This is a genomic window from Pseudoalteromonas maris (assembly GCF_049257235.1).
GTDB lineage: Bacteria > Pseudomonadota > Gammaproteobacteria > Enterobacterales > Alteromonadaceae > Pseudoalteromonas.
This window is the reverse complement of the sequence record NZ_JBMMUF010000001.1, coordinates 268456-292312: the sequence shown is the minus strand read 5'-3', so window position 1 is coordinate 292312 and position 23857 is coordinate 268456. Positions and strand designations below refer to the sequence as shown.

Below are 23857 nucleotides of genomic sequence, written 5' to 3'. Positions count from 1 at the left end.
ATGTCCTGTATCGTTATTTATTGTCGCGCTGGTTTCGAAAACGACGCCGCTGCAGAAATTACTCATCATGCTGCTAACTTAGGTGTTGGTGGTTATGTGAAAACCAAGCCTAATTCTGCGTTGGTTGCTTACCATTGCTATAGCCATGATGATGCTGAGTTTTTAATTAAAAAGATCCCATTCAAGGACATGGTGTTTGCACGTCAATGGTTTGTTGGCACACAAGTGTCAAAGATGCCAATTGATGACCGCGTTGGCAGTATCTGCGAAGCAGCAAAGGATTTCCCTCTGTGCGGTGAGTTACGTGTAGAGACGCCAGACACCAACGAAGGCAAAGAGTTATCGAAGTTCTGTAAAAAGATCAGTAACCCATTAGCTAAAGCTTTAGAAGGTCAAGAAACCCTTCTGCGCCAACAGGTTAAAAATCGCCCAACGCTACACGTGTTGTTTATCGCCAATGATACCGCGTATATTGGTTACTCGTTTAGCTTTAATAACTCAGCGCTATTTATGGGTATCCCACGCTTACGTTTTCCTAAAGATGCTCCGAGCCGTTCGACATTGAAGTTAGACGAAGCCTTTATGGTATTCGTGCCAGAAGATGAACGTGAAGATCGTGTCGCCTCAGGTATGAAAGCCGTTGACCTAGGGGCTTGCCCAGGCGGTTGGACATATCAGCTGGTGCGTCGCGGTATGTTTGTTCAAGCAATCGATAACGGTCCTATGGACGATGCTTTAATGGAAAGCGGGCAGGTAAAACATTATCGTGAAGATGGTTTTAAATTCCGTCCTGAGCGTCGTAACATTAATTGGTTAGTGTGTGACATGGTTGAAAAACCAAGTCGTGTTACTGAACTAATGATTGACTGGGCCGTCAATGGTTTCGCCAAGGAATTGATATTTAACCTTAAATTACCAATGAAGAAACGCTTTGATTGCGTCTATGAAAACTTACAGCGTATTCGCGATGAACTTCATGAGTATGGCGTGAAATACAATTTGCAGGCCAAGCACTTATATCATGACAGAGAAGAAGTCACTGTCCATATTCAGGTGCTGAGAGTTCCACAAAACGTCTACAGTTAATTAATACCAAGCAATTGTTTGGTGTAATAAATTTAACGAAAAGCCAGATTAACTCTGGCTTTTTTTATAGGTATTAACCAGTAATGATACGAAGTAGCTGGCAGTTGCGATACCTAACACATCCGCAGTTAAATCAACCAAATCAAAAGTACGTGTAGCCACAAACGCTTGGCTGACTTCTTCAACTAAGGCGAAGCTAAACACGGCAATTGCGCCAAAGTACAGCTTCACCGTGCCTAGGTAAGTATGCCTTGCTTGCAAAGCGAAACTGGCCAACACGGTCATCATACCGAAAAGTAGGAAATGCCCTAGTTTATCGCCATAAGGTATTCTACGAACAACTTCAAAGAAGACGCTCGACTGACCTGTATTAGCAAGGTAGATGATCCAGACTAAAAAGCAGGCAAAAGCGAATGCCAATATGCTCATAAGTGGCACGAAATTCCGTTTCATTTTGGCACCCTTCATCAGTTAGCGGTAGTTTGTACGGTAGTTTTCAACCCACAGTTTAGTTGCGCCACAGACCGCTACAGGCATGATTATCATGTTTAAAATTGGGATCATGGCGCACAGCATCACTCCGGCGCCAAAACCGTAGGACAACCCTTGGTGAGCTTTTAAATCACGCTTCATGTCGCCAAAGCTCACTTTATGGTTATCAAAGGCATAGTCTTTATACTGCACCGCGAACATCCAACACGTGAATAGCGCCCAGAGTATTTGTCCGATGACTGGAAGCAGCCATAACAAAATGAAAAACACCAGTGCTCTTGGTAGGTAGTAGCACAACTTGGTCCATTCACGACCTAGCATGCGTGGTACATCACGCATGGTATCGAGTAAACCATCGTCATTCACACGTTGTCCTGTGAGGTGCAGCTCCACTTTTTCACTCAATATGCCGTTAAATGGTGCGGCTATAAAATTGGTGATCACCGTGAAAATCATTGAATAACTGAAAAGCACCACAAATAAAGCCATAGGCCATAACAGCCATTCTAACCAAGAGAGCCACTCAGGGAGTTGTGCATTTATCCACGCGAACGCATCCGTCAGCCAGCCATAAATGAAAAATAGCGACGTACCAAAAATCACGAAGTTGATTAATAGGGGGATCAAAACGAAGCGCTTAAGACCTTTTTCTGTGATCATTGAGAAGCCACTGAAAAAGTACTCAAATCCGCGACCTAACTGCATGCTTTACCTCGAGGTTTAGTTTTTACTGATAGCAGTATATCTAAGGTGAGTGGTTTTTAAAGCCCTTAGTGGTAAGCAAATATTGCAACAGGCTCAAGGGCGCAGCCCAAAGGCGTACACTGCGTTGTCATGGGTCATGAACATAGTTCACTATGCACCATGACCCATTCCTAGCATTGAAAGCCTTTGATTTGAACAAAATTCATACCTCAAAGGTCAACATGCCTAAGAGTGTTGGGCCAAACGCACTTTATTGACTGTCCTCGGCGCGCTTGATGCGCTCTTGCATCGAAGGGTGAGATGATAAATAGCGCATCAGATGGCTACTGTTTTCGTCTTCCACGTCGTGTGCTTGAGCAAGTGCCCGCATGGCATCAGCGAAAGCCGCAGGCGAGTAGCCCAACGCTGACAATTGTTCGAGGGCATAAGTGTCTGCTTGGCGCTCCATGTCACGTGAAAACTGCTGCTGCAATACGGTGGAACCCGTGCCTATGATGACTTCTGCAAAGCCCTCTAAATCGCCAAATAGTAATGCTAGAGCTACAGAAGCGCCCGCTGATTGTGCCGCAAGGGTGATACCATGCTGGTGTTCAACATGACCGATTTCATGCAGTAATACACTCAACAAAGCAGTGTCGTTATCTTCTAGCAGAAGCGCTAATTCATCGGTAAGGATCACCTGGCCATCAGGTAGTGCAAAGGCATTTGCGCCAATATCAGGGGCACTGTAGAAGTGCAATTTGAGGTTAACCGGTGGGTCTTGTATTAACGCAATGTGATCGTCCCACATTGCGTTAATGTGTTGCTGATGCTCAGATTTCAGCTGGCTTGGTTCAAGATACGCCCATTCAATCGCTTTTAAGGATTGCTCCGACATAGATTGAACTACGGAGTCAGGTAACGCCTTTGCCGTAACCGTTGCTGCGCCGGGGATCACTTTAAAAAATAACGCCCACACTAAGAAGACGCTGGCAATAACACACCCTAATAGCGCCACTTTATGTTTTTCGACAGACTCAATCATCGCATCTATCTTCGACTCACACGGCCACCTGTGAGTGGGGTCATGAGGGACAAAACGGCTGCCATCTTCAAAGTTCAAATCAACAGGAAGACCAGAGATTTGTTGCCCTTGCTGATAGCGTGAATACTGCGCTAGTGTCTTGCCGCTTTCGTAAATAGTCACGCCGAAATCGCTGAGCCTAAGCGTCACCTCTTTGCTAAGGCTCTGGTTTTTTGCATAGTAGATACCATCAACTTGCATGCGTGATTATCCTAAAGATAAGTCTATATCGAACAAATCAGCTGCTTCTTCTGCAAAGGAAGAGTCTTGCTCACCTAACTGGTCTTCTAAGCGTTGTGGGTCAATCAAAAACGTAACTTCGGTCGCTTGAGTGAGCATACGGGCTTTACGTATTTTCGCCCAAGGGTAGGCAAGCCCCAATGAGCACACAATGGCAATGGCGTTTGTCAGTAATAACAGCGTGTAATCAACAATTTGTAAGTCAGATTTAAAGTCAGCGATGTCATCAATCTCACTACTATTGAACAGGTGATTGCGGATCACAGTTTGATATATCCCTGATGCAACAGCCAAAACGAACATGTAAACGACCATAAAGGTGAAAAAGGCGATGCCACTGGCGACATTTACAGCGTCAGGTGAAGAATCATGAGTGCCAAAAGCAGCACCAAAAATAGAACTCAATGATGTGCCTATTGCCATAAATACCGCAAACAGAATACCTGACGCCACAGAAGCCATGAGTGCTGCTAGGTAATATTCACCCCCTTTGGTTTCCACACTGACAGGTTCACCTGCATATTCAATGTTACTGTGTAAGTACTGATCAATACGTTTGAATACATATGGCAGTAACAAATAGAGCGTAAATGGACTCAACACAGGCAATAAAATAAATACCACAAAGGCTTCACCATATGTGCCATTAAAACTAAAGCGAATATTGCGATAACGGCTCATCCGCATGTTAAAGCGCATGCCCTGATTGACGACCCAAGGCATTAAAAAGGCGAAAATGAACATGATTAACAGCCCCAATCCAGGGTTGAAATGTCCTGTAATCGCGTAAAGTGCAAAGAAGAAGAACGCTAAAATTCGTCCTTTTAAAATCTGTATCGGGTTAGCTAGATAGTCAAAGCGATGGCCATCTAATTGGGTGTGCCCATAAAAATAGCGCTTCGTTCTGACTTTTGCCCACGCTGAGTATATGCCGAGGGTCAGTAACGTCAGCACGATATTAACAATCCAAATAGAGAAAAACTCATTCGCTCTACCGCTAAAATCAAGACGACGTGAATAAGGTACAAAACTGCTGGGTTGCGCTGATTCTACTGAGGGGGTGTGTAAGTCCATTTGACTGTATCCATGTTCTTGTTTTTTAAACAAGGGTTAATTTAACGTTAACTCATGGCCATTGCAACAGACTCTAGTGAACAACTTTATTTACCCTCTGTTTTGCCTAAAAGCATGTGTATAATAAAGCTCATTCACTCTGTTTTATCGCTAAGGCATCGCTCTATGCTCTCTAAAAATCAGCAAAAATTGCTGCGCCAGTTGGGTCAAAAGAAATATCGCAAGCAACAGCGGCAGTTTTTAGTGCAAGGCGCCAAAAATGTTCAAGAGTTGCTGCAAAGCGAGCACCCTGTCGCACAACTCTACGCCAGCGCTGATTTTATTGCTGAACATAGTAAATACATCACCGCACGACTTGATAGCCGAGATGTCCATCACTGCGATGAGGCTGAACTATCAAAAGTGAGCACTTTGGTGACAAATAACGATGCGATTGCCGTGGCGCCCATCGCAGAGTCAACGCTCGACGATACTCCGTGGCAGTTAGCTCTTGATGGTGTGGGCGACCCGGGCAACTTGGGTACGATTATTCGTCTGGCTGATTGGTATGGGTTCTCGCAAGTCTTGTTATCAGACAACTGTGCCGATCCAACTAACCCTAAAGTGATCAGTGCAAGCATGGGGTCGTTTACGCGAGTGTCGTGTCACCATGTTGATTTGCCAGCATATTTAGCGAACACAGATAAGCCTGTGTATGGCGCATTTTTAGGTGGCTCAAACCTTCATACCACCGAATTCGCTGAGCAAGGGATTCTGGTAATGGGCAGTGAATCCCATGGTATCAGTGAACCTGTGGCTGAGCATGTTAGTGAACGCATCACCATTTTAGGTTATGGAGGCGCTGAATCACTCAACGTAGCTATTGCCAGTGGCATTATTTTAGATAATATAAAACGTTGTTGCGGTGCATAAGCCGCTTCATATCGACCGTAATCGCTAATTATAAAAATAATCATAATAATGAGGCGTGAATGCGCTTAAGCAGCATAAAACTGGCAGGGTTTAAATCGTTCGTTGATGCCACTAAAATCCCTTTCCCCGACGCAATGACGTGTGTCGTTGGGCCAAATGGGTGTGGTAAATCGAATGTCATTGATGCTGTGCGTTGGGTGCTTGGCGAAAGCTCGGCGAAAAACTTGCGCGGCGACGCCATGACAGATGTCATCTTTAATGGTGCGGCCACGCGAAAGCCTGTCTCTCAAGCCTCGGTTGAGCTGGTTTTTGATAACACCCAAGGTCGCCTTCCAGGCACGCTTGCTTCGCGCAACCAAGTGGCTATTAAGCGTGTTGTTACGCGCGACGGCCAATCTCTCTATTACCTCAATGGCAGTAAATGCCGTAAACGTGATATCACCGATATCTTCCTAGGGACGGGGCTTGGACCGCGCAGTTATGCCATTATCGAGCAAGGCATGATCTCTCGCTTAATCGAGAGTAAACCCCACGAGCTTAGGGTATTTATTGAGGAAGCCGCAGGCGTTTCAAAATATAAAGAGCGCCGCAGAGAGACACAAACTCGCATTCGTAGCACCAAAGAAAATTTAGAGCGTTTGTTGGATGTCCGTGCAGAGCTACAAAGCCAGCTTGATAAACTAGAGCGTCAAGCACAGCAGGCCAGTGAATATCGTGAACTCAAAGCACAACAGCGTAAATACAAAGGTGAATTGGCCGTTTTGAAATGGCAAAAGTTACACCAACAACAAGTGCAGCAGTCACAGCAGTTAAGCAAATTAAAAGACGAGCTGAATTTCTTTAAAGATGCTCAGCGTGGCGAACAAGATGTGCTTGGAGCGTACCAGCAGCGTCTCGATGACACCTCCGCTGCATTGAGCCATAACCAACAACAGATGTTCCAAACCGACAATCAACTTGCACGTTTGGAGCAACAACAAATACATACCAAGCAGCGTTTACATCAGTTGCAAACATCTATTGCCCAGTATCAGCAACAACTTGCACAGTTGCATGATGCCCAGCTGCAACAAAGTGACTATGTAAAAAGCCATGAATCTCGTTGTGAAGAGCAAGCGATGCTCACCGAAGAGCTCAGTGCCATGTTACACCAAGCGCAAGCGGTGCAAGATGAGGCCAATGAGCATTTTGAGCAATTGCAATTGCAACAGCATGAAAATTCACAGCGCGTGTTTCAAAGTGAGCGGCAATTGCAACAAAGCCGCCATGAACACCAAACTGCGGCTGCAAGGCTGCGCAGCCTGCAACAACAGGCACAAGAAAATCATGCAGCGTTGAGCAGACACAACGACGCGTCCATTAACCAACAACTGCAGGACTGTGAACAACACAGCAAAGCACTGACAGCGGCCGTTGCCAAAGCACAAAGCGAGCAGCTTAAATATGAACAGGCGTTGCAAGCGAATAATGAAGATTTAGCCCTTGCTAATGACCACTGCCAGCAAGCAAAAAGCACCGCAGCGCAGTTAAGAGCAAAACGTGATGCGATAAAATCGGTATTGCAGGATGAAGACGCTGCGCAAGCAGATAACATTTTATTTCAGCTTGAAGTGCAAAGTGGTTTTGAGCACATCGTTGAAGCTGCGCTAATGCAGTTACGTCAACTACAGATAAACCTAGAACAAAGTGGCAGTTGGTTGCATGAGTCAACAGAGCAAGCGCCCGAAGGTAGTGTGGCTCAATATGTTCTCAGTGGCGCTTATCCAGACTTATTGCACCGTATTGCCTACAGTGAATCAGCAGATATTGCCATGCTTGAACAGCCACAATGGTTGGCTGTAGTTGATAGCCAAGGTGACTTACATGGGCGTCATTGGCGTTTGCAAGCCAATCAAGAACAGCTTGGTGTGTTGGCACAGCGCCAGCAGGTGCAGGATTTAGACACTCAATTACATGCGTTAGAGGCGAAGCTCCCTGGGTATGAGCATGAACTTGCCGATCTTAACGCTGAGCGAGTGGAGATAAAATCAGCGCTGGAGCAAGCCAAGCAAGCAGTGCATGAGCACTCTAAAGCGTTTGCTAGTATGCAGACGCGACAAGAGCTACTTAAAGAGCAGGAGCAACATTGGCAGCGAGAACTTGCGCGTTTGCACAGCAAAGAACAAGCGCTCGACGAGCAGCTAGAGCTCGCTCATTTAGAACTTGAGCAGCTTGATGCACGTATCGAACAAGCGCAAGAAACACTTGATTCAGCTCAACACAGTACGGCGGCGCACAAAAGTGCCTATGAACAAGCTCAGCAAGCATTCAAACAAGCGCAGCTGCGAACTCAAGAGCTGCAACATCAGCTCAGCGATGCCAAGGTAACTACCGAGCGTTTAAACAGCGAACTCAGCTTAAGTCAAAGTAAGCAAGCCAATATTAAGCGTGAGCTTGAGCAAGCTGAGCAAGCGATTGAGGATGCGCAAGCACAACAAATGGAACTTGCCGAGCCCGTAGAAGTTCAAAGTGAACAAATAGAGCAGCTGCTAGAGCAAAAAGAGCAATTGAGCGCGCAGCAACTTGAGCTTCAAGGGCAACTCGAGCAAGCGCAAGCACAATTTCAACAAAACAAAGAAAAATTGGCTCAAGGTGAGCAACAGCGCGAATTGCTACAAGAGCAAATTCAACAGGCCCTGATTGAAGAGCAAGCATTAACACTCAAGGCACAACAAGCGCTTGCACCGTTAGACGAGCTCAATACTACCTTGAAGAGGGTGCTTGATAATTTAGAACAAGATGCAGCAGTCGGGCGTTGGCAAGCGCAACTGACAACCATAGATAAAAAGCTCGATGGCTTGGGCGCGGTAAACCTTGCCGCGATTGAAGAGTTCGCCAGTGCCAAAGAGCGCAAGCAGTATCTTGATGAGCAGCTTGAAGACTTAACCAATGCATTGGATACACTCGAAAGTGCGATTGCTAAAATAGACAGGCAAACTAAAGCGCAATTTAAAGAGACCTTTGAGCAAATCAATGATGATCTCAAAGAGTTGTTCCCGAAAGTGTTCGGTGGTGGCTCTGCGTACCTAGAGTTAACCAGTGATGACCTACTTGAAAGTGGTGTTGCCATTATGGCAAGGCCTCCAGGAAAGAAAAATTCCACAATCCATCTGTTAAGTGGTGGAGAAAAAGCGCTGACCGCATTATCATTGGTGTTTTCGATATTCAGACTCAATCCAGCCCCGTTTTGTATGCTTGACGAGGTGGACGCACCATTAGATGATGCCAACGTTGGCCGTTTTTGCCGTCTAGTGGAAGAAATGTCGCAAACAGTACAATTTGTGTATATCAGCCATAACAAGATAGCCATGGAAATGGCGGGGCGTTTGACCGGTGTTACTATGGCAGAGCCCGGGGTGTCACGCATGGTCGCGGTGGATATTGAGCAAGCAGTAGAAATGGCTCAAGCCAGTTAATTGAATAAACTAAGAATAAAGGTGAGGGGATGGCCGAAGATCTCAGATGGGTATTAATTCTAATCAGTGCGTTAGTCATTGGTGGTTTACTGATTCATGGCCTTTGGTCAGTGCGTAAAAGAACCAATGCAGTTGAAAACCAACCTGCACACAAGCAAGCCCCTGACATAAAAGAGCCTGCAACAGAACAACCGCCAGCAAGTGCACAGCCCCAGTCTGCGCCAGCCCAGCCGAGCATAGATACCGAGCGTGAAGAGCCGAGTTTCAGTGCCTTGGATGAGAATGAGCCAAGCATTGGTAGCTTCGACTTTGACGAGGATGCAGGTGATAACTTAGAGCCTGCTCAAGCCACGTCGTCAGAGTCAGAGCCCGAAGTGCAGCCAGAAGATTTTGTGATCATTCACGTTCATATGCCTGAAGGCTTACAAATGCAAGGCGCTAAGCTTTTACCACTGGTGCTTACATTGGGTTTTAAATATTCAGATGATGGTTTTTTCCATCGCCATGAACAAGCCAGTGGTCAAGGTCCAATCCTGTTTCGTATGGTGAACATGTACAATCCAGGCACATTCGATATTGATAACATGGAGCAATTCTCAACAGCGGGCGTAAGTTTATTTATGACCTTGCCTAATGAGGGGGAAGCTATGGCAACGTTCAACATGTTACACAGTGCCGCGAAAAAATTAGCGGATGAATTTGGCGCGCAACTGCTAGATCATCAACGCGAACCGTTAAGTGTAAACACGGTGCGCGAATACGTGGAGAAAGTCCGCGAGTATGCATAAACCCGATAAGTGCGTGCACAGCGCAGTTATCAACGGTAAACATATTTGAACTAAGCCACCAAAGGGTGGCTTTTTTATCGAGGTAGATATGAGTCTCACGCCTGAGCAAACTATTGCACAGCTTCGTGCCAGTTTAGAAGAGCATAATTACAACTACTACGTGCTAGACAACCCAAGTATTCCTGATGCTGAGTATGACCGCCTGATGCGAGAGCTTCAGGGCCTTGAGTCCCAGCACCCGCATTTAATCACAGCAGATTCTCCCAGCCAAAAAGTCGGTGGCGCGGCGCTTAGTAAGTTTTCACAGGTGACACACCAAGTACCGATGTTGTCGTTGGATAATGCCTTTGATGAAGATGAATTCAATGCCTTTAATAAGCGCATTCAAGAGCGTTTATCGTCAAGCCAAGAGCAGGTGTTTTGTTGTGAACCAAAGCTAGATGGTTTGGCTGTTTCTATTTTGTATCGTGATGGTGTGCTGGTTCAGGCTGCAACTCGGGGTGATGGTCAAGTAGGCGAAAACATCACTGAAAATGTAAAGACCATACGTAACATTCCATTGAAGCTACGTGGTGATTATCCACACGAGTTAGAAGTGCGCGGTGAAGTCTTTATGGATTTAGCAGGTTTTCATCGCCTCAATGAGCAAGCCAAAGAGAATGACTCTAAGGTGTTCGCGAACCCACGTAATGCTGCAGCGGGGAGTCTGCGTCAATTAGATTCTAAAATTACCGCAAAGCGCCCACTGATGTTCTATGCCTACTCAATGGGTCAAGTAACGGGAGCAGAGCTGGCAAATGGCCACTTTGAGCAACTCCATCAGCTAAAAGATTGGGGCCTGCCTTTGTGTCCTGAGACCAAATTAGTCAATGGTGCGGCCCAAGCGATTGCTTACTATCAAGATATCTTAACTCGCCGTGGCGAATTAAAATATGAAATCGATGGTGTAGTGATCAAAGTGAATGACAAGGATGCCCAAGCACAACTGGGTTTTGTTGCTCGAGCGCCACGCTGGGCCATTGCCTTTAAGTTTCCTGCCCAAGAAGAAATCACAGTACTTCAGGATGTGGAGTTCCAAGTTGGCCGAACTGGCGCGATTACGCCGGTGGCGCGACTTGAACCGGTTTATGTTGGTGGTGTGACTGTTTCAAATGCAACCTTGCACAATGGTGATGAGATAGCACGTTTAGGCGTAAAAGTGGGTGATACCGTGGTGGTGCGCCGTGCGGGTGATGTGATTCCGCAAATCACACAAGTGGTGTTGCAGCGCCGCCCTGCAGATGCCAAAGATATTGTTTTCCCAGAGCACTGCCCGGTGTGTGCATCACATGTTGAGCGCATTGAAGGCGAAGCCGTGGCGCGTTGCAGTGGCGGTCTTGTGTGTGCGGCACAACGTAAAGAAGCAATCAAGCACTTTGCTTCACGCAAAGCCATGGATATCGATGGTCTTGGCGATAAAATTGTTGAACAGCTGGTGGAGCGCGAGCTTATTCATACTCCTGCAGAGTTATTTCAGCTGCGTCAAGGTCACTTTGAGAGCTTAGAGCGCATGGGGCCGAAATCGGCTGCTAACTTAGTTGCTGCGCTGGAGGCTGCAAAAACAACGACCCTCGCTAAGTTTATTTATTCTCTTGGTATTCGCGAGGTGGGTGAAGCGACAGCGCAAAATCTAGCGAACCATTATCTAACATTAGATGCCATCATGGCTGCGAGTATTGACAACTTGCAAGAGGTCAGTGATGTCGGCGAAATAGTTGCGAAACACATTCACAGCTTCTTTAGTGAAGAGTCCAATCAAAAAGTGGTTACCGCTTTGCTTGCAGAGGGGGTGAATTGGCCAGCTTTAGAAGTAAAAAGTGAAAGTGAGCAACCACTTAGTGGTTTAACATACGTGGTTACCGGTACGTTGAGTAGTTTAAGCCGAAACGATGCCAAGGCGCGATTACAGGCGTTGGGAGCGAAAGTCGCCGGCAGTGTATCAGCGAAAACGCATGCGCTTATCGCAGGTGAAAAAGCAGGCTCTAAGCTCACCAAAGCAACAGAGTTAGGTGTTGATGTACTTAGCGAAGACGACTTAATCGCGCTGCTTGAGCAACACGGAGGCTAGGACGATGGATGGCTTTGTATCTTGGCTACAGTCGGGGCTTTACCGTCTAGGTCAATGGCTATCTCCGTATCTAGGGGATATTGCTCTGGTATTTGTAGTGTGTATTATCGGCCTCTATGCGGGTGATGTGATTAAGGCCATCAAGAAAATTGTGGCAGGTAAGCACTTTTTGCTGCGCACATTAGTGTTTGTGCTAGTGAGCGCTTTTGGTCTCGGTGTACTGACTTTGTGGGTAAGTCCCTTCATGGCTCAGGCGCTGATGCTCTTTGGTACAACGTATTTACCACTTACTGCGCTGGCAGCGTTCATCTTGGTAGGGGTGTTAGCTGATAGGAAGTCACAGCTGTGAAAGTGTACGGGCCAGAGTATTGGGATAAGCACGGGGCGTATCGCACGCCTATAGGCTTTACCTTAGCCTTGATTGTGTTGCTTAGGCCTTATCTGATTTGGGTTTTTGCGGCGATATCGCGTCGTCCAGAATTAGACTTAGTAGCCCTAGTCTATGCTCAAAAGAGTGACTTCTTTATTGCTCTTGGTATTGCCGCAGTCGCCATTTTACCAGCAACGGTTTATTCATTTCGCCGCCCTGGCGCAAAACCATTATTCAAAGCGATGTGGCCGGTTATGCGCTGGCCGCTTATCATCTGTGCGCTACTCGATTTGGGGTGGTTAATTTTGCAAGCATCTCAGCAGCATTATAAATTTTCGTTTTATATTGCGATTCAAGCTGTTGGCGTTGCGTGGGTGCTATTGTTTTTACTGCGCAGCCGATATTTAAAAGTGTTTTTCGCTGATTGGCCAGATGAGCTTGAGAGCAAAACTCAGTCTAAGGAACCTTGATGTCATCGCCGCGTGCTGTGGATGTTTTATTATTTAAAGTAACCTTGATCGCATTACTGCCCACAATCGCTTTGGTGTACCTAGCGCAAGCATGGGGAGTTGTGGCTCTAACAATAGCGAGTGTGTATACGTTGGCACTGAGTTCTTGCTTATATCGGTTAACCCCAATATTTCGCCATAGAAACCACGTTAGCCGCTTCGTTTTACGAGAGCAAGGACAACTTCGTGTGTGCTCGTTGGCGGGATTGTTTGATTTCCAAGGTAATTGGCAGAGCATCACACTTGCGGATATTGATTCGGTATCACTGAGCGAGCATCGTATCGACATTAATACGAAAACCGTGAATTATTCGCTAAGTGTAGTGGGGGAGGCACAGCAATTGCGCCAACACATGCAAAGTGTGCTGGCAGACACAAAAGTAAAGGTAATCAACTGATATTGATTACCTAGGGCGTGTTTTAGGCTTTTTTAACGAACGCTGCGGTTACCATCATCTCGCCTACACCATCCACTTTACAATCGAGTTCATGGTCTTTTTTATCAAGAATTCGTCGAACTAGCGCTTTGGTGCCTATTTTAATGACTTGTGAGCTGCCTTTCACTTTGAGGTCCTTAGCAACCGTCACTTTGTCACCTTCACTTAATACCGTGCCATTTGCATCTTTGACGATAACGGTATCCTCATCAGCAACTTCGTTCGGGTTCCATTCGTAGGCGCACTCTGGGCAGACCAAGTTTGTTTGGTCTTCGTATACGTATTCAGAGTTGCATTTAGGGCAAGGAGGAAGCGACATAATAAAATTCTCGTTAGCAAAAATGAGCAAGCATAATAATGGTATCACAGCGAGATAGCGAGTTTTCGTGTGAGGTATTACAAAAATGCTGTGCAAGATCAAAAAAGGGCGCTTACAACAGCACCCCTTTTGCGTTTAATATGCGCCTTCGCTGTAGATTAATTCGTAGCTGTGGCTGTAAATTTCTAAAATATTTCCAAATGGGTCTTCCATATAAATCATGCGGTATGGCTTTTCACCTGGATAGTAATAGCGAGGCTTTTCCATGCGTTTTTTACCACCGGCAGCAACGATACGCTCAGCAAGTTCTTCAACATTCGGGTCCTGCACGCAGAAATGGAAAATGCCTGTTTTCCAATATTCGAAGTTATCTTCAGGGTTTGTTTGATTTTTAAATTCAAATAACTCTACGCCAATGCGGTCACCCGTTGATAAGTGGGCAATACGAAAGCGTTGCCAACCTGCACCAAACACGTCTGTGCACATTTCACCAATGGCACTGTCATCTTCTTCGATTTGTGTTGGTTTCATGATCAAATACCAGCCAAGCACTTGCGTGTAAAACTCTACTGCTTTTTCTAGATCTGGAACGGAAATACCAATGTGCGAAAAGTTGCGTGGGTAAACGTGACTCATAATTTGTCTCCTGTGTATCAATAACATCAGAATACAAAGTGGAGTAAATTATGTACAATTATCAAAATTCATTATTCTAATCATATTATGTAATGATCAATTTAACTTGGTTGAAAACATTTTGTACGCTTGCCGAAGTGGGGCACTTCACACGCACTGCTGAACGTTTGTACATGACTCAGTCTGGTGTTAGTCAACATATTAATAAGCTTGAAGAGCAGTTGGGGGTGGCCTTAATCATCCGTGCTAAAAAGCAGTTTAAATTAACTGATGCAGGAGAGCGGTTACTCGAGCAAGCCGATTCAGTCTTTTTGGCATTGACTAACTTAGAGCAAACTGTTGTTGCCGACCCTCCTTTTGAAGGACTAGTTCGCATTATGTCACCGGGCAGTGTGGGCCTGAAAATATACCCGCACTTGCTCGAGTTACAACAGCAACACGCCAAGCTTGCTGTTGATTATCGTTTTGCTCCAAATTCGAGTATCCAACAGGCACTTGAGCGAGGTGATGTTGATGTTGGCTTTATGACTCGGCCATCAACCTCGGCGCAGGTGTGCAGCGAGGTCATTGCCAACGAGCCTTTGCTATTGGTGACGCCTGTCGATATTGAGGAACCAAGTTGGCCGGTTCTATGTGAACTTGGCTTTATTGATCACCCCGATGGTGCCCATCATGCCCATTTGTTGTTGAGTGCCAACTATCGGCAGTTCAATCACAGTGACTTATTCCATAAAAGCGGCTTTTGTAATCAAATACATCTCATTTTGGAGCCAGTGAGCCGCGGATTAGGCTTTACCGTATTGCCAGCACATGCTGTGAATGCATTTGCGCAACAACAAGGGATCCGAGTGCATCACCTAACTCATGAGGTCTGTGAAACACTGTATTTGTGTTGGCAACGCGGGAAAGTAATGCAAAATAGGGTAAAGTCTATTATTGAACAGGCTCGCAAATACCTATAGCCGTTCTTTTGGAGAGAGATATGCTTGATTGGAAAACTATCCTTCACTATAGCGCCAAGGGTAACCTTGCACCGGATAGGCGCGTTGAAAAAACACTCGAGCAGTGGCGCGAGATTTTAACTGAAGAGCAGTTTTACGTGACCAGAATGAAGGGCACTGAGCGGCCATTTAGCAGTGAGTCTTGCACTGTGTTTGAACCGGGGCGATATCATTGTGTATGTTGCGACAACGTGTTGTTTGACGGTGATGAAAAGTTTGACAGCGGCAGTGGTTGGCCGTCTTTTACCCAACCAGCATCAGACAATGCCATTGCCTATATTGGCGATATGAGTCACGGTATGAGCCGTGTAGAGACAGTATGTAGTGTATGCGATGCGCACTTAGGGCATGTATTTCCAGATGGTCCTGCGCCGTCATATTTGCGTTATTGTATTAACGCTGCTGCAATCAAGAAGGCATAGAAGATAGGCACTTTGGCAAGCATTTGGCGTTAATTAAGCAAACACGATAGTGCGATTACGCCCTGTTGCTTTGGCTTCGTAGAGAGCTTTATCAGCTTCTTTAAGGGCGTGTTCAAACGATTTAGTGTGGCTGTCGATATAGGTCAAGCCAATGCTCAGTGTTATACGTGTGGTGTGTACATCACTGAGTTTTAAAGTAGAGTCGGCGACCATCTGCCTAAACTCGTCCAATTTGATTTGGCTGTCGGCGAGCTTGGCATTGGGCAACACAACTACAAATTCCTCACCACCAAAACGGCATAATAAGTCACTGCCACGAAATGAGGCTTTGAGCTTCTTAGCGACTAACTGTAATGCTCTGTCACCACATTCGTGACCGTAGGTATCATTGACACGTTTAAAGTGATCCAGATCTATCATCGCGACGCTTGCTGTGCCGTGGATCGGATGCAGGCCAATAACTCGATTTACTTCATCGTAGAAGCCTCTGCGATTGAGTAAATTAGTGAGTTGATCTTTGGAAGCGATATCTCTGAGCTCAGCTTCCATAAGCTTTTGCTCGGTAATATCACGTTCAACAGCCGCAAAGTGAGTGAGTTCACCAACCGCATTCTTCAATGGGAATATATTCATATCAAGCCAGTAGCCAATTCCCGACTTTGAGTAGTTGTAGATAGACTCGCGAACAGATTCCTGATTAAGCAATGCATTTCTCACCCGCTTTCTCGTTTCAGGGCAGGTCTCTTTGCCTTGTAACATCCGCGGTGTTTTACCGATAACTTCTTCAGGCTCATAGCCTGTAAGTTCAGTAAAAGCTTGATTAACATAAACAATTTTTGGCCCGCCTTCGGCTTTTTCAATGGTGTTAGCTTCGGTAATGACAATGACATCATTGGCGTTGGCAAAAATAGCTTCAAAGGGCAGCAAGAACTTATCTGCTGCTAACTCCCAAAATGTAACAACAACATACTCCACCTCATTATTTTCATTCATGTGCGGATAAGCATCACATAACACCCACGTAGTTTTGGATTGTGAACTGTCACAGATCCCCACCTCAATATTTGACACAGGCCCCTTTTGGGTGATTGCCTTATTTACTGGATATTCTTCGAGAGGGAGGGGTTGCTGAGCGGTATTGATAAATCGCCATTTGGGATCCAGAGCATCTTTGCCCATGGCTTGATCTTCACTTAAGCGCAGGAGAGTCAGTGCGCGAGAGTTGGCGTAGAGGATTTCAGTATTAGCATTGTGAACAACGACACCTTCTTTAAGTGACTCTATAATTTTTGGGGCGTCGATGTTTTTTAGCTTCATATTTACCTTGGATACTTTGCTAGTGCTATGTGCACAACTAACAGCTGCCAGTAAAGTCCATCTTTACTTGTTATTTCAGGACGATGAATTCACTCGTGCCCTAAAATAAAAGTAGCATAAATAATAACGATATAGCCATATTAACCTTACTATTTATAGTGATTTAGGTACTAAATCGTGGAGAATGTTGACCTTTGGTTGAACCCGATGACTGCTGCAAAAGTACATAATACCAAGAATTCACATGCTCGAATTTGCAGCGACATGTAATACACCACCTTATATGCGCTGGGCGAGTGCTTTACTATCGGTGTGACGAACAAGGAAAAGGGCTCCAAGGAGCCCTTTGTCATTATTAGTGTGCGCTTATCCAAGCGTTTACGTCCTGTTCAACAATTGTCATAGGACGTGCACCAGATAACAAGATGACATCATGGAAGGCCTTGATGTCGAATTTGTCGCCTAGGGCTTCTTTGGCTCGTTCACGAAGTTCTACCAATTTAATCATTCCGAGCTTATAGCCAAGCGCTTGCCCAGGCCATGCTATATAACGGTCAATGGCTGGAACCACATCACCCATTGGGCTGCCTGTTGCTTGGGCGAAGTAATCAATCGCTTGTTGACGAGTCCACTTTTTATGATGCAGACCCGTATCAACGACTAAACGTGCCGCTCTGTATACTTCTGCTTGGAGACGACCAAGATCCCCAAATGGATCATTTTCATACATGCCCATTTCGTAAGCGACCAGCTCAGAGTAAAGAGCCCAACCTTCGACATACGCATTGAAAGAAGCGTTTTGGCGCATCAAGCCGATGTCTTGTTGCAACATATTCAAAGCAATTTGGAAATGATGCCCCGGTACAGCCTCGTGATAGGTCAAAGTTTTCATGCCAAAGCTAGGCACGGCTTTCATGTCTTTGAGGTTAATATAAAACACCCCAGGACGAGAGCCATCGAGTGACGGTGGATTGTAATAGCCGCCCGCAGAGCCTGCTTCAACAGCGACAGGAATACGACGTACCTGTACTTCTTGTGGTGGTAATGTTGAGAAATACTCAGGCGCTTTTTCGTTAATATGAGTGATCTCGCCACGTAAAAATTCCAACAGTTCAGCACGGCCTTCATCACTATCTGGGTATAAAAAGCGCGGATCTTCATTGAGTTGCTGTAAACGCTCATTCACAGTGCCTTCAACGTAGCCATTAGCTTTGAGGATCTCATCCATGCGTGCAGTAATGCGTTTAACTTCATCCAATCCTACTTGGTGTATTTGTTCTGCGCTCATTGAAGAGTCGCCAAGGTAGGTTATTTCGTGCTGATAAAATGCTTCGCCATTGGGTTGAGCCCAAATCCCTACTTGTTCTGGCGCCTGTTGCTCAAGTTCTTGCATATCTTTTAGTACAGCGGCAAAAGCAGGGTAGATTTTGCCACGCACAATTTCTTGTGCTTGCATAATAAAGCTTTGACGTTGTTGCTCATCAATTTCATCAAGTAGCGCTAGTTTCTCTTTGAATGAGCTGACAAGTGGGTGTTCACTCGGTAAATCTGCCGTGAAATTTTGCAAGTATCCAAGGGTATTTGGAAACAATGCTTTGGGTAATATCACACCTAGTTGCGCATCTGCATTTACTTTCTCTTGTACTTGCTTGGCAACAGTGCTGAGTGCCTCGAGTCGTGCTAAATAATCTTTAGCATCTTGCTCAGATGCAACTTCGTGTTGGTCTTTAAGAATATTAGGTAAGTCAATGAGTGGCCCTGACAACTGATTGACGATATACGGCAAGTGGCCGCCCCATGTATCGATATAACCTGCTGCAAACTCACTATCGCCCGCGTAATAGTTGGCAATAACCTCATTTATTTTTAGGTGAAGTGCGTCTTTGTCATCGAGTTTGTCATGCTGCAATGCCTTTAGCTTGCTGGCTGCTTGAGCCATATCTTGCTGTAGGCGTTGCATACCAACAACTGAGTAATCCGGCAATTTAGCGCTGTAATGGCCATATTGCTCAACTGGCAGCTTTAAAGATGTAGCGAGGGCACTTTGATGTGAAATGAATGTGTTAGTGTATTCATCTACCGCAGCGTGCACTTGTTCATGTCCAGGCAGTTGTTGTTCTAACACAGGTTGCTGCTCAGATGTACTTGGAGCCTCTTGGCACCCAGCAAGCGCTAAGGCAACGCCAAGCGCGAGAGCGTTGATTTTATTCATATAGGACTCATTTATTTTGGGCATGTTGATGGCAACAATATACAGGCTTTGTCGATGAATGCTAGGTTGGTCAGCCTATTGGCTCAAGTTAACTCGCTTGAGGGTGCTTACTGATGTACTTTTCTTTAATTTTGTCGTATCGCTGTGCCATTTCTCCATCAAGCTCTGAGGCATCTAACAGATCAATACAACGTTTTGCCAATTGTTGGTTAAAAGTCATGCCTTGTCTGATACTTCCTTCATATAGGCATTGCAGTAGGTTCAATGCAATGCTGCGGTTTTTTGGCATGACTCTAAAAGCTTGCGTAAAGGCTTCCAAAGCAAGTAAATAGTTGCCTTGCGAAAACTTTTCAACAGCGTGGTTATTAAGTTCCCGTGGGCCCATCCGTAGCTCTTTACGTTCAGTTTGCTGCTGAATGGCGCTTTTAAGTTGTAGCTCTGAGCTGCGCTCAGGGTAGCGCTCACAATGCTCAATAATTTTGCTGTACAAAGCTTGCGCCTGCGTATGAAAACCAACTTCATGATACGCTTTTGCTTGATCCAAAGATGCGTCAATAGAGCGAATAGGGGTATCGTCTGAGGCAAGTTGCTCTAGCAGCATTTTTGCCTTTTGATGCTCATCGTTTAAGTAATGAAGACGAGCGGTGAGTACATCTACTTGCTCTTGTTGATGGGCATCGGGAAACTGTTGCTTTAAATCATTGAGATATTTGGTAGTTTGTCGAGTAACGCGAGTAATACTATCGGTTTGATCAGTAGTGAGTGCATAATCGATACTTGCTCTTGCAGCGTTAAGATACACATCTGGAGAATCGTGTACTGAGTGTTTGGCGTACTTAGCAATGTCTCTACAAGTCAGGTAATTTTGCTCATAATCATGATTAATTTGAGCTACTTGCGAGAGGTTTTCTTGGCGGTCAAGGTTGCGAGGAGCCATTGTTGTTGCTGCTACAAGATATTCTTGAGCTTGGTCATATTGATTTAGTTTAATCTCTAATTGAGATAATAAGTCATAAGCCACTAGTCTAGTCTCTGGGCGCTCCAACATGGCCTTTAACATACGATGTGCAAGGTTATGCTCATTATTGCCAATCATCGCTTCCACTAAGCCAATTCTTGCCCAAGTGAATTTCTGTATGTCTAACACTGATTTAAAGAAGGTTTTTGCCTCTTCCCAGTGTTTTTGTAGTAATAAACTGTCGCCCTTTAACCTGAGTAAAACAGCTGCATAGCCTTGGTTCGCAACCAGCTTTGTATCAATCGCTCTAATTGCTTTTGAATAATTTTCGTCATCAATGAGTTGATAAATGCTTTTAAGGGCATGTTTACGTTTGACGATTCTCTCAATACGACTTTTAAGCTCGAAGGTGTTAAATGGCTTAACCAAGAAGTCATCGGGATGAAGTTCTAAAACACTGTGTACCAATTCACCTGAAGTCTCAGCCGATATAAAAATAAACCCTGTCGACCCTTTAATTAATTTTTTAACTTTGAGTTCTTCGTAGAGTTGGTAACCATCTTGGTTCTTGCTGAGGTTGAAAGCGCATATGATGAGATCAAACTTTTGGTCTTTGCACAGCTCTTTGGCCGCATTTGCACTTTCTGCAAAGCGCAACGCTTTGTAACCCAAGCGTTCAAGAGACTGCTTCATGTAGCTCAGGGCTAAGGGTTGTTCTTCAACAATTAATATATGTGCAGAGCCAGTTACTTGTTGTGACATACCAAGGCAGAGAAATATCCATTTCGATTGACTATATAAACTAGTCTAGCTGCTGACAAGTAAATCGCGAATAAAGCTTCTAATTGCCTGTTTTTAATACGTTAATCACTAAGAGGGCAGGAGGGGATCTGTTGCTATAACAAATGGCTTTGACTTTTTGCGTGCTAAGCCGCCATTTAATTGATATTTGAACAATAAATTTACAGTTGCCAGTCTTTATAAAAGTTATGGCTTATTGAGAGAAAATAGAATTATCACGTAGGTAGTGGGATGTACTGGCTTTGAACCAGCGAAATTCGTCTTGTTAGGGCAATAGTGCGATGCTGAGCATCGTAGAAACATATTAAGAAGTAGATGGTGGGTTGTACTGGACTTGAACCAGTGACCCTCGCCTTGTAAGGGCGATGCTCTCCCAACTGAGCTAACAACCCGCAGATATGTACGTTTTAGTAGATGGTGGGTTGTATTGGCTTGTTACCAATAAACCTTGCCTTGATAAGGGTAATAGTGCGATGCAGAGCATCGAATTCACTTTAACTCCATCTAAATGATGGTGGGTTGTACTGGACTTGAACCAGTGACCCTCGCCTTGTAAGGGCGATGCTCTCCCAACTGAGCTAACAACCCAAAACGTATTTTTCGACTCTTCTATATGGTGGGTTGTATTGGCTTGTTACCAATAAACCTCGCCTTGCTAAGGGTAATAGTGCGATGCAGAGCATCGAATTCACCTTAACTCCATCGAAATGATGGTGGGTTGTACTGGACTTGAACCAGTGACCCTCGCCTTGTAAGGGCGATGCTCTCCCAACTGAGCTAACAACCCATATAGAGTTTTTAAGGACATTGAATAAAGAATGGTGGGTTGTACTGGACTTGTTACCAATAACTCCCGCCTTGCTAAGGGTAATAGTGCGATGCAGAGCATCGAATTTTACCTTAACTCCATCGAAATGATGGTGGGTTGTACTGGACTTGAACCAGTGACCCTCGCCTTGTAAGGGCGATGCTCTCCCAACTGAGCTAACAACCCGAGTCTTCGTGCTTCTATATGGTGGGTTGTATTGGACTTAACCAATAAACCTCGCCTTGATAAGGATAATAATGCGATGCAGAGCATCGAGTTCACCTTAACTCCATCGAAATGATGGTGGGTTGTACTGGACTTGTTACCTATAACTCCCGCCTTGCTAAGGGAAATAGTGCGATGCAGAGCATCGAATTTCACCTTAACTCCATCTAAATGATGGTGGGTTGTACTGGACTTGAACCAGTGACCCTCGCCTTGTAAGGGCGATGCTCTCCCAACTGAGCTAACAACCCATATAGAATATTCAGATGTGTCACTTAAAAAGTGGTGGGTTGTACTGGACTTGAACCAGTGACCCTCGCCTTGTAAGGGCGATGCTCTCCCAACTGAGCTAACAACCCACATCTGCACAACACTGTTCTTTAACTTTGTTAAATCACCGCGTTGCTGTGGGGCGCTATTATAGATAGAGAGAAAAGACTGTCAACACTTGAATTATACATTTTGTTTCATATGCAGGATTTATAGCCAATCAGTGGGTGATTTAACCAGTTATCGGTTGATTTGTGAGTAACCGCGTACTCGTGCATCTTATAACAGCCGCTGTGCGCGTACCGCATGGTATTGGAAGGTGATTAGCTTAACAATGAGCTTTAACATTAACAGCGAATTTTAGCGGGTAGGTTATGAATTACAGTGCGTTTATTTCACATGGGGGAGGGCCGTTGCCTTTATTAGGACATGAGGGTCACACCGATATGGTGAATACATTACAAAAGCTGGCGGCTTCTATAGCTAAGCCAACAGCAATCATTGCTGTTAGTGCCCACTGGGAAACCCCCGGTATTTTTGTAAATACACGAAAGCATCTTGAGTTACTCTATGACTATTATGGATTTCCAGAACAAGCGTATGCAATTGAGTACCCGCTTTTTGGTGAGTCTCACGTTGCCCAGCAAGTTATAGATGCGCTGAATAATCTCGATGTACCCGTGGAGGCTGAAACACACCGAGGTATCGATCATGGTGTATTTGTTCCACTTGCCATCATGTATCCATCAGCAGATATCCCGTGTGTGCAAGTGTCAATACATCAAGATTATGATCCGCAACTTCATATAGAAGTAGGGAAGCGTATAGCTGCAGCAATTTCACATCTAGATAATGTACTTGTATTGGGATCTGGATTTTCGTTTCATAACATGAAGGCGTTCTGGCAGCCGGATGAACCTCACGCTAATAATGCCAACCGCGCATTTGAAGCCTGGTTGGCTGAATTGTTGACAGGGCCAATCTCAGAGCGCGAACGAATAGAACAACTTATAGCATGGGACAAAGCCCCTGGAGCAAGACTTTGTCACCCTACTGAAGAGCACCTTTTACCTCTGCATGTAGCCTATGGTGCTGCTCAATCAACACCGACAACCATTGAACAGGTAGATGTGGTAGGTAAATTGGCAACGTTCGCACTGTGGTCAATACCAAATCAATGCTGAAATAGAACAATAAAAAACCACAAATACCAGTGCCTTGAACAAGGTTTGTTCGCTTTGGCTAAAATTGCTTCGGTCAGTAAAAAGTTACTGAAAAAGTGTTGACTTATTTTAGGGGGCTGCATAGAATGCGCCCCGCACTAAACGAGATAGCGACTTCAAGTTGCTAAGCGTTGATGGCTAGGTTTGGGGCTATAGCTCAGCTGGGAGAGCGCTTGCATGGCATGCAAGAGGTCGGCGGTTCGATCCCGCCTAGCTCCACCAAATCAATTAGTGTAAAATGCAGTCCTACCGCGTAGGCTAAACCTCGAGTGTTTAGTTGCAATTAACTCGTATGGTAAGAGTTTAAATAACCAGTCCTAGTGACAAAAGCATGTGTTTTTGTAATTAGGCCGCTTAGCCTCGCCGGCTCGGCTGTCGCACTTACAAAAATTACTCGAAGCAATGCTTCGAAATGCAAATTTTTGTC

General features: G+C 45.2%; 20 protein-coding genes and 7 tRNA genes. 12 read left to right on the top strand and 15 right to left on the bottom strand.

What is annotated here, in order from left to right; translation table 11 throughout:
• A complete protein-coding gene (gene rlmM, locus AAEU32_RS01360; RefSeq protein ID WP_421968744.1) occupies positions 1-1086 on the top strand; it encodes a 23S rRNA (cytidine(2498)-2'-O)-methyltransferase RlmM in 1086 nt (361 codons plus the stop codon).
• A gap of 48 nt (positions 1087-1134) precedes the next feature.
• On the opposite strand, the gene AAEU32_RS01355 is transcribed toward rlmM, so the two are convergent.
• The 4 genes from AAEU32_RS01355 to AAEU32_RS01340 all read right to left on the bottom strand — a co-directional run bounded on the left by AAEU32_RS01355 (position 1135) and on the right by AAEU32_RS01340 (position 4660).
• Positions 1135-1539, bottom strand: coding sequence for a VanZ family protein (locus tag AAEU32_RS01355; RefSeq protein ID WP_421968743.1), 405 nt, complete (start codon positions 1537-1539; stop codon positions 1135-1137).
• Between the two features lie 18 nt (positions 1540-1557).
• Positions 1558-2283 (bottom strand): sulfate transporter CysZ, encoded by a 726-nt coding sequence (gene cysZ, locus AAEU32_RS01350; RefSeq protein ID WP_421968742.1) that lies wholly within the window; start codon positions 2281-2283, stop codon positions 1558-1560.
• Positions 2284-2533: 250 nt separating this feature from the next.
• A complete protein-coding gene (locus AAEU32_RS01345; protein ID WP_421968741.1) occupies positions 2534-3547 on the bottom strand; it encodes a M48 family metallopeptidase in 1014 nt (337 codons plus the stop codon).
• Between the two features lie 6 nt (positions 3548-3553).
• On the bottom strand, positions 3554-4660 hold the full coding sequence (locus tag AAEU32_RS01340) for a YjgN family protein (RefSeq protein ID WP_421968740.1): 1107 nt from the start codon (positions 4658-4660) through the stop codon (positions 3554-3556).
• 165 nt (positions 4661-4825) lie between these two features.
• Between AAEU32_RS01340 and AAEU32_RS01335 the strand changes: the two genes are divergently transcribed.
• The 7 genes from AAEU32_RS01335 to AAEU32_RS01305 all read left to right on the top strand — a co-directional run bounded on the left by AAEU32_RS01335 (position 4826) and on the right by AAEU32_RS01305 (position 13199).
• Positions 4826-5572 carry a TrmH family RNA methyltransferase gene (locus AAEU32_RS01335; protein ID WP_421968739.1) on the top strand — a complete coding sequence of 249 codons (747 nt, stop codon included), beginning with the start codon at positions 4826-4828 and terminating at the stop codon, positions 5570-5572.
• A gap of 59 nt (positions 5573-5631) precedes the next feature.
• Positions 5632-9027 (top strand): AAA family ATPase, encoded by a 3396-nt coding sequence (locus tag AAEU32_RS01330; RefSeq protein WP_421968738.1) that lies wholly within the window; start codon positions 5632-5634, stop codon positions 9025-9027.
• A 29-nt stretch (positions 9028-9056) separates the two neighbouring features.
• Positions 9057-9815, top strand: coding sequence for a cell division protein ZipA (gene zipA, locus AAEU32_RS01325; RefSeq protein ID WP_421968737.1), 759 nt, complete (start codon positions 9057-9059; stop codon positions 9813-9815).
• A gap of 88 nt (positions 9816-9903) precedes the next feature.
• On the top strand, positions 9904-11922 hold the full coding sequence (gene ligA, locus AAEU32_RS01320; protein ID WP_421968736.1) for an NAD-dependent DNA ligase LigA: 2019 nt from the start codon (positions 9904-9906) through the stop codon (positions 11920-11922).
• A 4-nt stretch (positions 11923-11926) separates the two neighbouring features.
• Positions 11927-12271, top strand: coding sequence for a DUF3392 family protein (locus AAEU32_RS01315; RefSeq protein ID WP_421968735.1), 345 nt, complete (start codon positions 11927-11929; stop codon positions 12269-12271).
• On the top strand, positions 12268-12762 hold the full coding sequence (locus AAEU32_RS01310) for a DUF2919 domain-containing protein (protein ID WP_421968734.1): 495 nt from the start codon (positions 12268-12270) through the stop codon (positions 12760-12762). The genes AAEU32_RS01315 and AAEU32_RS01310 overlap by 4 nt, the downstream gene beginning before the upstream one ends.
• On the top strand, positions 12762-13199 hold the full coding sequence (locus tag AAEU32_RS01305; protein WP_421968733.1) for a hypothetical protein: 438 nt from the start codon (positions 12762-12764) through the stop codon (positions 13197-13199). Before AAEU32_RS01310 ends, AAEU32_RS01305 begins: the two co-directional genes overlap by 1 nt.
• A 22-nt stretch (positions 13200-13221) precedes the next feature.
• Here the strand turns inward: AAEU32_RS01305 and AAEU32_RS01300 are convergent, their stop codons facing one another.
• A complete protein-coding gene (locus AAEU32_RS01300) occupies positions 13222-13557 on the bottom strand; it encodes a zinc ribbon domain-containing protein YjdM (RefSeq protein WP_421968732.1) in 336 nt (111 codons plus the stop codon).
• Between the two features lie 135 nt (positions 13558-13692).
• A complete protein-coding gene (locus tag AAEU32_RS01295) occupies positions 13693-14193 on the bottom strand; it encodes a lactoylglutathione lyase family protein (protein ID WP_421968731.1) in 501 nt (166 codons plus the stop codon).
• A 92-nt stretch (positions 14194-14285) separates the two neighbouring features.
• On the opposite strand from AAEU32_RS01295, the gene AAEU32_RS01290 reads away from it, so the two are divergent.
• Both AAEU32_RS01290 and msrB read left to right on the top strand, forming a co-directional pair.
• Positions 14286-15155 carry a LysR family transcriptional regulator gene (locus AAEU32_RS01290; protein ID WP_421968730.1) on the top strand — a complete coding sequence of 290 codons (870 nt, stop codon included), beginning with the start codon at positions 14286-14288 and terminating at the stop codon, positions 15153-15155.
• 20 nt (positions 15156-15175) lie between these two features.
• A complete protein-coding gene (msrB, locus tag AAEU32_RS01285) occupies positions 15176-15616 on the top strand; it encodes a peptide-methionine (R)-S-oxide reductase MsrB (protein WP_421968729.1) in 441 nt (146 codons plus the stop codon).
• Positions 15617-15649: 33 nt separating this feature from the next.
• Here msrB and AAEU32_RS01280 read toward each other — a convergent pair whose 3' ends face one another.
• The 9 genes from AAEU32_RS01280 to AAEU32_RS01240 form a co-directional block, all read right to left on the bottom strand.
• Positions 15650-16933 (bottom strand): diguanylate cyclase, encoded by a 1284-nt coding sequence (locus AAEU32_RS01280; protein WP_421968728.1) that lies wholly within the window; start codon positions 16931-16933, stop codon positions 15650-15652.
• Positions 16934-17288: 355 nt separating this feature from the next.
• Complete coding sequence (locus tag AAEU32_RS01275) at positions 17289-19145, bottom strand: DUF885 domain-containing protein (protein ID WP_421968727.1); 1857 nt, start codon at positions 19143-19145, stop codon at positions 17289-17291.
• An 88-nt stretch (positions 19146-19233) separates the two neighbouring features.
• Positions 19234-20865 carry a response regulator gene (locus tag AAEU32_RS01270; RefSeq protein ID WP_421968726.1) on the bottom strand — a complete coding sequence of 544 codons (1632 nt, stop codon included), beginning with the start codon at positions 20863-20865 and terminating at the stop codon, positions 19234-19236.
• A gap of 355 nt (positions 20866-21220) precedes the next feature.
• Positions 21221-21296, bottom strand: a tRNA-Val gene (locus AAEU32_RS01265).
• Positions 21297-21416: 120 nt separating this feature from the next.
• A tRNA-Val gene (locus AAEU32_RS01260) sits at positions 21417-21492 on the bottom strand.
• Between the two features lie 123 nt (positions 21493-21615).
• Positions 21616-21691: transfer RNA gene (locus tag AAEU32_RS01255), tRNA-Val, on the bottom strand.
• 131 nt (positions 21692-21822) lie between these two features.
• A tRNA-Val gene (locus AAEU32_RS01250) sits at positions 21823-21898 on the bottom strand.
• Between the two features lie 214 nt (positions 21899-22112).
• A tRNA-Val gene (locus tag AAEU32_RS01245) sits at positions 22113-22188 on the bottom strand.
• A gap of 32 nt (positions 22189-22220) precedes the next feature.
• Positions 22221-22296 (bottom strand) — tRNA-Val (locus tag AAEU32_RS01240).
• Positions 22297-22653: 357 nt separating this feature from the next.
• On the opposite strand from AAEU32_RS01240, the gene AAEU32_RS01235 reads away from it, so the two are divergent.
• The gene (locus AAEU32_RS01235; protein ID WP_421968725.1) at positions 22654-23391 is read left to right on the top strand and encodes a DODA-type extradiol aromatic ring-opening family dioxygenase; all 738 of its coding nucleotides are present in this window, start codon (positions 22654-22656) and stop codon (positions 23389-23391) included.
• A 185-nt stretch (positions 23392-23576) separates the two neighbouring features.
• A tRNA-Ala gene (locus AAEU32_RS01230) sits at positions 23577-23652 on the top strand.
• Positions 23653-23857: the final 205 nt, after the last annotated feature.

Coding starts and splice junctions, on each gene's coding strand:
- AAEU32_RS01340 (WP_421968740.1), bottom strand. CDS start 4,660: ATGGACTTACACACCCCCTCAGTAGAATCAGCGCAACCCAGCAGTTTT.
- zipA (WP_421968737.1), top strand. CDS start 9,057: ATGGCCGAAGATCTCAGATGGGTATTAATTCTAATCAGTGCGTTAGTC.
- AAEU32_RS01345 (WP_421968741.1), bottom strand. CDS start 3,547: ATGCAAGTTGATGGTATCTACTATGCAAAAAACCAGAGCCTTAGCAAA.
- AAEU32_RS01290 (WP_421968730.1), top strand. CDS start 14,286: ATGATCAATTTAACTTGGTTGAAAACATTTTGTACGCTTGCCGAAGTG.
- msrB (WP_421968729.1), top strand. CDS start 15,176: ATGCTTGATTGGAAAACTATCCTTCACTATAGCGCCAAGGGTAACCTT.
- AAEU32_RS01280 (WP_421968728.1), bottom strand. CDS start 16,933: ATGAAGCTAAAAAACATCGACGCCCCAAAAATTATAGAGTCACTTAAA.
- AAEU32_RS01305 (WP_421968733.1), top strand. CDS start 12,762: ATGTCATCGCCGCGTGCTGTGGATGTTTTATTATTTAAAGTAACCTTG.
- AAEU32_RS01330 (WP_421968738.1), top strand. CDS start 5,632: ATGCGCTTAAGCAGCATAAAACTGGCAGGGTTTAAATCGTTCGTTGAT.
- rlmM (WP_421968744.1), top strand. CDS start 1: ATGTCCTGTATCGTTATTTATTGTCGCGCTGGTTTCGAAAACGACGCC.
- AAEU32_RS01355 (WP_421968743.1), bottom strand. CDS start 1,539: ATGAAACGGAATTTCGTGCCACTTATGAGCATATTGGCATTCGCTTTT.
- AAEU32_RS01300 (WP_421968732.1), bottom strand. CDS start 13,557: ATGTCGCTTCCTCCTTGCCCTAAATGCAACTCTGAATACGTATACGAA.
- AAEU32_RS01335 (WP_421968739.1), top strand. CDS start 4,826: ATGCTCTCTAAAAATCAGCAAAAATTGCTGCGCCAGTTGGGTCAAAAG.
- AAEU32_RS01295 (WP_421968731.1), bottom strand. CDS start 14,193: ATGAGTCACGTTTACCCACGCAACTTTTCGCACATTGGTATTTCCGTT.
- AAEU32_RS01270 (WP_421968726.1), bottom strand. CDS start 20,865: ATGTCACAACAAGTAACTGGCTCTGCACATATATTAATTGTTGAAGAA.
- cysZ (WP_421968742.1), bottom strand. CDS start 2,283: ATGCAGTTAGGTCGCGGATTTGAGTACTTTTTCAGTGGCTTCTCAATG.
- AAEU32_RS01315 (WP_421968735.1), top strand. CDS start 11,927: ATGGATGGCTTTGTATCTTGGCTACAGTCGGGGCTTTACCGTCTAGGT.
- ligA (WP_421968736.1), top strand. CDS start 9,904: ATGAGTCTCACGCCTGAGCAAACTATTGCACAGCTTCGTGCCAGTTTA.
- AAEU32_RS01235 (WP_421968725.1), top strand. CDS start 22,654: ATGGTGAATACATTACAAAAGCTGGCGGCTTCTATAGCTAAGCCAACA.
- AAEU32_RS01275 (WP_421968727.1), bottom strand. CDS start 19,145: ATGAATAAAATCAACGCTCTCGCGCTTGGCGTTGCCTTAGCGCTTGCT.